At 36.9% G+C, this 9,144-nt stretch carries 7 protein-coding genes; 5 read left to right on the plus strand and 2 right to left on the minus strand.

What is annotated here, in order from left to right; all coding sequences use genetic code 11:
- Window positions 1-164: 164 nt before the first annotated feature.
- A complete protein-coding gene (locus AACY61_RS04020) occupies window positions 165-980 on the minus strand; it encodes a hypothetical protein (RefSeq protein WP_339610303.1) in 816 nt (271 codons plus the stop codon).
- A gap of 124 nt (window positions 981-1,104) precedes the next feature.
- On the opposite strand from AACY61_RS04020, the gene gcvP reads away from it, so the two are divergent.
- The 4 genes from gcvP (at window position 1,105) to AACY61_RS04040 (ending at window position 6,575) form a co-directional block, all read left to right on the plus strand.
- Window positions 1,105-3,954 carry an aminomethyl-transferring glycine dehydrogenase gene (gene gcvP, locus AACY61_RS04025; RefSeq protein WP_339610304.1) on the plus strand — a complete coding sequence of 950 codons (2,850 nt, stop codon included), beginning with the start codon at window positions 1,105-1,107 and terminating at the stop codon, window positions 3,952-3,954.
- Between the two features lie 171 nt (window positions 3,955-4,125).
- Window positions 4,126-5,190 carry a ketoacyl-ACP synthase III gene (locus tag AACY61_RS04030; protein ID WP_339610305.1) on the plus strand — a complete coding sequence of 355 codons (1,065 nt, stop codon included), beginning with the start codon at window positions 4,126-4,128 and terminating at the stop codon, window positions 5,188-5,190.
- Window positions 5,191-5,193: 3 nt separating this feature from the next.
- Window positions 5,194-5,718, plus strand: coding sequence for a methyltransferase (locus AACY61_RS04035; protein WP_339610306.1), 525 nt, complete (start codon window positions 5,194-5,196; stop codon window positions 5,716-5,718).
- 5 nt (window positions 5,719-5,723) lie between these two features.
- The gene (locus AACY61_RS04040; protein ID WP_339610307.1) at window positions 5,724-6,575 is read left to right on the plus strand and encodes a glycosyltransferase family A protein; all 852 of its coding nucleotides are present in this window, start codon (window positions 5,724-5,726) and stop codon (window positions 6,573-6,575) included.
- 1 nt (window position 6,576) lies between these two features.
- Here AACY61_RS04040 and pafA read toward each other — a convergent pair whose 3' ends face one another.
- Window positions 6,577-8,241 (minus strand): alkaline phosphatase PafA, encoded by a 1,665-nt coding sequence (gene pafA, locus AACY61_RS04045; protein WP_339610308.1) that lies wholly within the window; start codon window positions 8,239-8,241, stop codon window positions 6,577-6,579.
- 167 nt (window positions 8,242-8,408) lie between these two features.
- On the opposite strand from pafA, the gene AACY61_RS04050 reads away from it, so the two are divergent.
- On the plus strand, window positions 8,409-9,144 hold a 736-nt coding region (locus AACY61_RS04050; RefSeq protein WP_339610309.1), incomplete at its 3' end, for an ABC transporter permease.

Here is a 9,144-nt window from a genome sequence, read left to right on the forward strand (position 1 = left end):
AGTTTGACATATAAAATCCATACTTTCTATTGTAAGCTTTGCAAAAACTATGAGTCAAAAAATAAAGTCCTTACACAGTTACTTAAGAAGTACTCGACTAGAACGCTCAGTATGTCTCAAAAGCAAAAAATGAAAGAGACAATGGCTATGGAAAATATTGATACTTAAACCCTGAGTTCAGCAATCAACCAAATTACGGGAATCGCTTCCAACCAAAATGTTGTAAAATAGATTGACCTTTTGGGATTGGAAAAAAGTAAAAACACTGCCAAGACAATTAACAATAAGTTTGTCCATTTTAAGGGGTTTGGAACGAATGATTGCAGCCAATATTCTAAAAGAAGAACTAATGAAAGTATGAACATCCCTAATATTTTTGTGTTGCGAACTCCAATAAGCTGCGGGATTGTTCCCAAAGAGAGAGCATCACTTTTAAGGTCCCGTATTTCAAAAGGAAGAATTAAAACTAAAATAAATAAAAATCTTTGTAAAAACAGGAACAACCCACTTTGCTCTATGTTTTTTCCGATAATGACTAAAGGGTATATCACTGTTACTATGGACCAAACCAACGCGATAATTCCAATTTTAAGTCCAGAAACATTTCTCAGGTTTTTCCCTCCGGGAAGAACCGGAATAGCATAAAATAATGTAAGCAACCCTGTAAGGGCTGTCCACCACCAAAGCTTGTAAGGCAAAAACCATAATAATAAACACATTACCATAAAAGCAATAAGTGAAAACAACTGAATTAACTTTAAATTTTTAGGTAAAGAACGATGGTGCCATTTGGCCAGGCCTGCATAAAGAACAAAGTTATAACCGGTTATTGCAGCTGTGAAAACAAATCCCAATAATACCCAATCAAAATTTATTTTATAACTCAAAAGGGTCAGCCAGGTAAGTGCAACAGCTGAAAGCGACACATGTATGCTACTGTGAATGTAAAAGTTCAGAAGGTTTCTTAAATAGTTCACCAAACAAAAATAGCCAAGCTGGGTATATCATTCACCTACTTACAAAAAAATTAACGCAATTCTATGTTTTATGTCATAATAATTTCCACTTTAAAATTGTAATTTTGTGAACCAAAAATTCTCCTAAATGAACACAGACTCTTTCGCACTAAGGCATATAGGACCTCGAGAAAGCGATCTTGAAGGTATGCTAAAAACTATAGGTGTTGATTCTATTGACCAACTTATCTATGAATCAGTTCCAGATGATATACTATTAAACAAGCCCATGAATTTGCCAAAAGCACTTTCTGAGCAGGAATATCTTGCTCATATTGGGGAATTATCAAATAAAAACAAACTATATAAAACTTATATTGGTTTAGGATATCACAGTACAATTATGCCACCTGTAATTCAGCGGAACATACTTGAAAATCCGGGTTGGTATTCTGCATACACACCTTATCAAGCTGAAATAGCACAAGGGCGTTTGGAAGCTCTATTAAATTTCCAAACCATGGTAAGTGATTTAACAAAGATGGAATTGGCAAATGCATCACTTCTTGATGAAGCCACTGCAGCAGCAGAAGCTATGGCTTTATTATATGCTCTCAGAGACCGGCAGCAACAAAGAGACGGGGTTGTCAAATTTTTTGTCTCAGACGAGGTCTTGCCACAAACAATATCACTTTTAAAAACACGAGCGATTCCAATTGGCATTGAACTGGTAGTAAGTAGTCATCAAGAGTTTGATTTCTCTACTGAATTTTTTGGCTGCTTACTCCAATATCCCGGAAAAAGCGGGATGGTTTATGACTACTCAGATTTTATTGAAAAGGCCAAATTATCTTTTATAAAAGTTGCAGTAGCAGCTGATATTTTAAGTTTAGTTGCACTGAAAGCTCCCGGTGAAATGGGTGTAGACGTAGTAGTTGGTACAACCCAGCGTTTTGGAATCCCTATGGGATATGGTGGACCACACGCTGCATTTTTTGCAACTAAAGAAGCCTACAAAAGAGATATTCCCGGAAGAATCATTGGGGTAACTAGAGACACAGACGGAAACCGTGCACTAAGAATGGCTCTTCAAACTCGTGAACAACACATCAAAAGAGACCGTGCCACCTCAAATATCTGTACTGCTCAAGTTTTACTAGCCGTTATGGCCGGAATGTATGCTGTTTACCATGGACCAAGAGGGTTAAGGTACATTGCGGATAAGGTTCATAAAACTGCCTTAACTACTTCACAAGCCATGGAAAAATTAGGCATTAAGCAAGAAAACAGGAACTTTTTTGACACCATTCGATTAAAGGTAAATGCTCAAAAAGTCAGAACAATTGCTGAACAAAGTGGAGTCAATTTTTACTACCCAGATGAAGACACTGTTGTTCTTTCGCTGAACGAGACTACGACTGTTGATGATATCAATCAAATCATCACAATTTTCGCGAAAGCGACCTCCCAAAATGCTTTTGAAATCGAAACTTTAACTGAAGGCAAAGCCATTCCTGAAAGCGTTATCAGAACAACAGATTTTTTGACTCATGAAATATTTAACAGCTATCAGTCTGAGACAGACATGATGCGTTATATCAAAAAGCTTGAACGTAAAGACTTGTCATTGAATCATTCTATGATTGCTTTAGGCAGCTGTACAATGAAGTTAAACGCTGCTGCTGAAATGCTTCCCCTTAGTGATCCACAATGGGGCAATTTACACCCTTTTGTTCCTTTGGACCAAGCTGAAGGTTATCAAGTTATTTTAAAAAATCTTGAGGACTATTTAACTGAAATAACCGGTTTTGCCGCAACTTCATTACAACCAAACTCAGGAGCTCAGGGAGAGTTTGCAGGACTTATGGTGATAAGAGCTTATCATGAATCCAGAGGTGATTATGACAGAAATGTATGTTTGATTCCTTCTTCTGCCCACGGTACCAATCCCGCTTCGGCAGTGATGGCCGGAATGAAAGTAATTGTCACTAAATCGACTGAAGAAGGTAATATTGACGTGGAAGATTTACGAGAAAAAGCAACAAAATACAAAGACAACCTTGCTGCTTTAATGGTAACTTATCCTTCAACTCATGGAGTATATGAATCAGCTATTAAAGAAGTAACCCAAATCATACATGATAACGGTGGTCAGGTTTATATGGACGGTGCCAATATGAATGCCCAGGTAGGGTTGACCAATCCTGGAGCGATTGGTGCAGATGTTTGTCACTTGAATTTACATAAAACATTTGCCATTCCACATGGTGGTGGCGGACCGGGTGTTGGCCCCATTTGTGTAGCTCCACAGCTTGCGCCCTTTTTGCCAGGCAACCCAATAGTAAAAACAGGAGGAAAACAGGCCATTACAGCAATTTCTGCTGCTCCCTGGGGCTCGTCATTGGTTTGCTTAATTTCTTATGCTTACATTAGAATGTTAGGTTTCCGAGGGCTCAAAAAAGCAACTGAATATGCAATATTAAATGCCAACTATATTAAAGAACGATTAAAAGGGCATTATGAAACATTGTATTCGGGTGAAAAAGGAAGGGCCGCCCACGAAATGATTCTTGATTGCAGACCCTTTAAGAAAAATGGCATTGAAGTGGTAGACATTGCTAAACGATTAATGGATTATGGTTTTCATGCTCCCACGGTATCTTTCCCGGTCGCGGGTACACTGATGGTAGAACCCACTGAAAGTGAAAGTAAAGCCGAGTTAGACCGTTTTTGTGACGCGATGATTTCAATTAGAGAAGAAATCAATCAAACAAATTCTGATAACCTAAACAATGTACTCAAAAATGCACCCCATACTTTACAAATGTTAACTTCAGATGTATGGGATTTCCCATACTCGAGAGAACAGGCTGCATTTCCATTAGATTATATAACTGAAAATAAATTTTGGCCAAGCTGCCGAAGAGTTGACGAAGCCTATGGAGACAGAAATTTGATTTGCACTTGTGCACCAATTGAGGAATATATGGATTCATAAATATTAGATAATAATCATCTATTAAGTGCTTTTTGATATTCACAAAAAGCACTTTGATTTTATATAAAATTGATACATATGAACTTTTAAAGTACTGTGTTTTTTATTATTTTTTAATTGTAAAGTCATTTAATTGATTAATTAGTAACTTACGACCAAAACAATCATCCTATGAAAACAACCGTAAAAATAACGGGAATAGGAAGCTATATCCCCGATACTATAGCAACAAATGAATCTTTTATTTCCAACCGATTTTTAAATGAAGATGGTTCTGAAATCAAAGATTCCAATCCCATAATTATTGAAAAATTTAAAGCTATTACCGGAATTAAAGCAAGGCGCTACATTGAAGAAGGCCTGGTTACTTCAGATATTGCATTTATAGCAGCCGAGAAAGCAATTAAAAATGCCGGTATCAATCCTGAAACAATTGATTATATTATTGTTGCCCACAATTATGGGGATGTTAAATTTCAAAGCAATCAAAGTGACACTGTTCCCAGTTTAGCATCTAGGGTAAAACATTTGCTTCAAATAGAAAACCCAAGATGTGTTGCTTATGATGTACTTTTTGGTTGTCCCGGCTGGCTGGAAGGAGTCATTCAAGCAAATGCCTTTATGAAAGCGGGAATGGCAAAAAACTGCTTAATTATTGGTGCAGAAGCTCTTTCAAGAGTAATTGATCAACACGACAGAGATTCAATGATTTACAGTGATGGTGCCGGTGCAGTAATTTTGCAAAGTGTTGATGAAAGCGGCGGTATAATTGCCCATGAAACGGTAACACACACCAGGGATGAGGCGCATTTTATCTATTTTGACAGAAGTAACCAAAAAGAAGAAAGTGACAAGATAAGATATATAAAAATGTATGGAAGAAAAGTGTATAATTTTGCTTTGACAAATGTTCCTTTAGCAATGAAAAGCTGTTTGGACAAGAGTAATGTTGCTATCAAAGACATCAAAAAAATATTTATCCACCAGGCCAACGAAAAAATGGATGAAGCAATTTGTCAACGTTTTTATAAACTTTATGATATGGAAATGCCCAAAGACATTATGCCCATGAGTATTGGTGAATTAGGCAACAGCAGTGTCGCTACTATTCCCACTTTGCTTGATTTGGTTTATAATAACAAAATGAAAGATCACAAAATTGAAAAAGGTGACCATGTAGTTTTTGCCAGTGTGGGTGCCGGAATGAATATCAATGCTGTAGTCTATCAATTTTAACCAATGTACGAAGGAAAACACCCAAAAAAACGCTACAAAATCACTCAGGATTTTTTAAAAGAAGTTTTGCCCGAAAACTCTAAAATTTTGGATTTGGGTGTAGAAAATCCATTTTCAGAAATTATGAGTAAAATGGGTTTTGAGGTTGAAAACACAAAAGGTGAAGACCTTGATCAAGATTTCACATCGGTACAAGAATCAGCTGCCGAGGTAGTTACTGCTTTTGAAATATTTGAACACCTCATTGCGCCATACAATATTTTAAAAGAAATCAAAGCCTATAAACTCGTGGCTTCAGTTCCTTTACGATTGTGGTTTGCACCGGCTTACCGCAGTAAATCTGACAAATGGGATAGGCATTATCACGAATTTGAACCCTGGCAGTTTGACTGGCTTTTGGAAAAATCGGGTTGGGAAATCAAACGGAATATCACATTTACAAATCCGGTAAGAAAAATTGGTTTCAGACCCTTTTTACGTCTTTTTACAAAAAGGTATTATTTAGTTTATGCGGAGCGAAAAATATAAATGTTGTGAATTTCTACATCATCATTCCAGCACATAACGAAGAAGACTTTATTGAAAAGACCTTAATGTCTTTAGCCAACCAGACTTTGCTCCCTAAAAGAATTGTGGTAGTTGATGATCATTCTACAGACAAAACTGCGTTAGTAGCTGCACGTTTTAGTGAAAAATTTCATTTTATACATTTGATTAAAACAACCTCAGAAGACACACATCTTCCCGGCAGTAAAGTCATCAAGGCATTTTACAAAGGATTTGAAACCCTGGACGATGACTATGACATCATCTGTAAATTTGATGCCGATCTGATTTTTCCTGAAAATTATCTCGAGAAAGTTGCCGAAATTTTTAAAAACAATCCCAAATGTGGGATGGCGGGGGGGGTTTGTACCATAGAAAAAAACGGGATTTGGGAAGTAGAAAACTTAACCAACCCAGACCACATCCGCGGGGCTTTAAAAGCATATCGAAAAGACTGTTTTAAAGTTATAGGAGGACTTAATACAGCGATGGGTTGGGATACTGCTGATGAATTTCTGGTACAATATCACGGATGGGAAATCAAAACAGAAACCTCACTTTTAGTAAAACACCTTAAGCCCACCGGAAAATCCTATGACAAAACTGCCCGTTATAAGCAAGGAGAAGCATTTTACAGTTTACGATATGGGTTTTGGTTAACTTTTATTGCATCTCTGAAATTGGCTTTAAAAAAAGGGAATCCTTTACTGTTTTACGACTACCTTAATGGCTTTTTGAAGGCAAAAAGTAAAAAATACACTTTTTTAGTTTCAGAAAAAGAAGGGGTATTTATTAGAACACTTCGTTGGAAAAAAATTAAAAGAAAGTATTTTAAATAAATCACTCAAACAGCTCCGTCAACACCTTGCCGGTAGCCCCATTGGGGCGTGCAATGCCCAGCAATGCTGAGAGTGTTGGCGCAATGTCTGTGATTTCAGATTTTTGATAAGTGTGGCCTTTTTTAATTCCCGTGCCAAAAAAGATGAGCGGCACGTGGGTGTCATAAGTATAACCACTGCCATGGGTGGTTCCTCCATTTTTATACCAGGTTGATATAACGGCAGGGTCCAAAACATACACCACATCACCACTCCTTTTTTGGTTAAAACCATTCTGAACCAAGTAGCCTGTATCACGGGTATATAAATTGCCTTCCAATTGTGTTCTGGTAAAAACTTTATCTATTTGAGAGTATCTCAGTATGAAATCTGCCAGTGTTTGTTGAACAATTTCTGAACTTAGAGTTTTAGCTTTTAATGCTTGTATGTTTAAAAACACCTGATTGCTTTGCACTTTTTCAATAAGATCAACAGTATAGATTTCTTTGGAATATGCTTTTAGTTTTGATTGGAATTCAGACCGATTGAAAAATCCTGCAGGAATGTTTAGCGATTTTAAGTATCCTGGATTGTGAACAGCTCCGTGGTCTGCTGTTAAAAAGAGGGTATAATTTTGTTTTCCAAGATTTGCGTCGAGATACTTTAAAAGTTTTTCAATTTCCTGATCGAGTCTCAAATAATTATCTTGTACTTCAACCGAATTGACTGCAAATGTATGACCAATATAATCCGGACTTGAATAGCTTATGGCCAGGAAATCTGTAGTGTTGTTTTTTCCCAGATTTTCTCCTTCAATGGCTGCAATGGCAAAATCGGTTGTGATGTTATTTCCGTAAGGTGTTTCTTTTAGAATGTCAAAATTTCCATTTTCAGAAGCTAAAGACTTAAGGTTGTATGGAAAAACCGAATGTTCAACTCCATTAAATTTTGCTTCATAAGGAGAGAAGTCGGGGCCGCTTTCAATATAGGTTTCAATGGGATAAAGCGTGTTCCAGGTGTCATTTAAATATGTTTCAGCTACTTCAGAATTATTAAATTGTTGAACCCATTGCGGTAGCTGCACCATATAAAACGAACTTGAAATCCACTTTCCTTCTTCTTTACCGTGGAACCAGTAGGCTGCATTAGCATTGTGCCCTGCCGGCAGAATGGCTCCTCGGTCTTTTAGTGAAATGCCAATCACTTTTGACTGTTGTTGGGTATGAAGTTTTAACTGATCTGTTATTGAAGTTGTTTTCATTCTGTGTGGTGACATTTTTCCTGCCTTATGTGTTGTTCCTACCGGTAACACATTGTCATCTTGAACACAGTAAACCTCAGCTTTAATTTCCTTGTCATACCAGTCATTTGCGATGACCCCGTGGATAGCAGGGTAAGTCCCGGTATAGATCGAAGCATGCCCCGGTCCGGTATAAGTGGGTATGTAATTAAAATGGTTGTTTTTAAATTCAAAACCCTCATTAAGCAAACGTTTAAAACCGCCTTCTCCATAGCGGTGAGCAAAACGTGTGAGATAGTCATAACGCATTTGGTCAACTACAATTCCAACTACAAGTTTTGGACTCGTTGAAGTCTCTATCATTACAGGATTTGATGAATTGTTTTGTGAAAAACCAATAAATGACAGTAATATACCGGTTAAAAAAGGAAAAAAAAGTTTACTCATTGGTAAAATATTCTCCAACAAAAATACAACCCATTATTGAACTAAAGTTTACATAATAGTTAAATCCTGACCAATAATTTTTGTTACTTTAGCATCTTTAAGATTTAAAAAGAAATTTCGGGCATTTGTCCATATTAAAATTTGGTTTCGCTAAAAGCGGGAATACTATGAAATACCTAAGAGATATTGGCTCCTATTTTATAATGCTTAAACTGGTCTTTAGCAGGCCTACAAAAACTTCGGTATTAAAAAATCTTATTTTTAAAGAAATCAATGATTTGATTGTCAACTCTCTGGGGATTGTTGTATTTGTTTCATTTTTTGTGGGGAGTGTTATCGCAATTCAAACTGCACTTAACATGGACAACCCCTTAGTTCCCAAAAGTTTGATTGGATTCGCAACCCGACAATCTGTTCTTCTAGAGTTTGCTCCCACATTTATTTCTATTATTATGGCCGGAAAGGTGGGTTCATTCATTACTTCAAGCATTGGTTCTATGCGAGTTACAGAGCAAATTGATGCCTTGGAAGTCATGGGAATCAACTCTCTAAACTATCTTGTTTTCCCAAAAATAATTGCTTTGTTATTTTATCCCTTTGTCATTATTATTTCGATGACAGTTGGCATATTTGGTGGTTGGGTTGCTGCTGTTCAGGGGGGGTTTAGCAGTGCTTCAGATTTTGCTTTAGGTCTTCAGGAAGATTTTGTACCTTTTCACATAGTTTATGCTTTTATAAAAACGTTTGTGTTTGCAATTATCTTGGCTACAGTGCCTTCCTGGCAAGGCTATTATATGACCGGAGGTGCTCTGGAGGTAGGAAAAGCAAGTACCAATTCGTTTGTTTGGACAAGTGTATTGATTATTCTTGCTAATTTTATTATCACTCAAATGCTTTTAAGCT

Origin of the sequence: uncultured Planktosalinus sp. (assembly GCF_963973675.1) — a bacterium.
Classification (GTDB): Bacteria; Bacteroidota; Bacteroidia; order Flavobacteriales; family Flavobacteriaceae; genus Planktosalinus.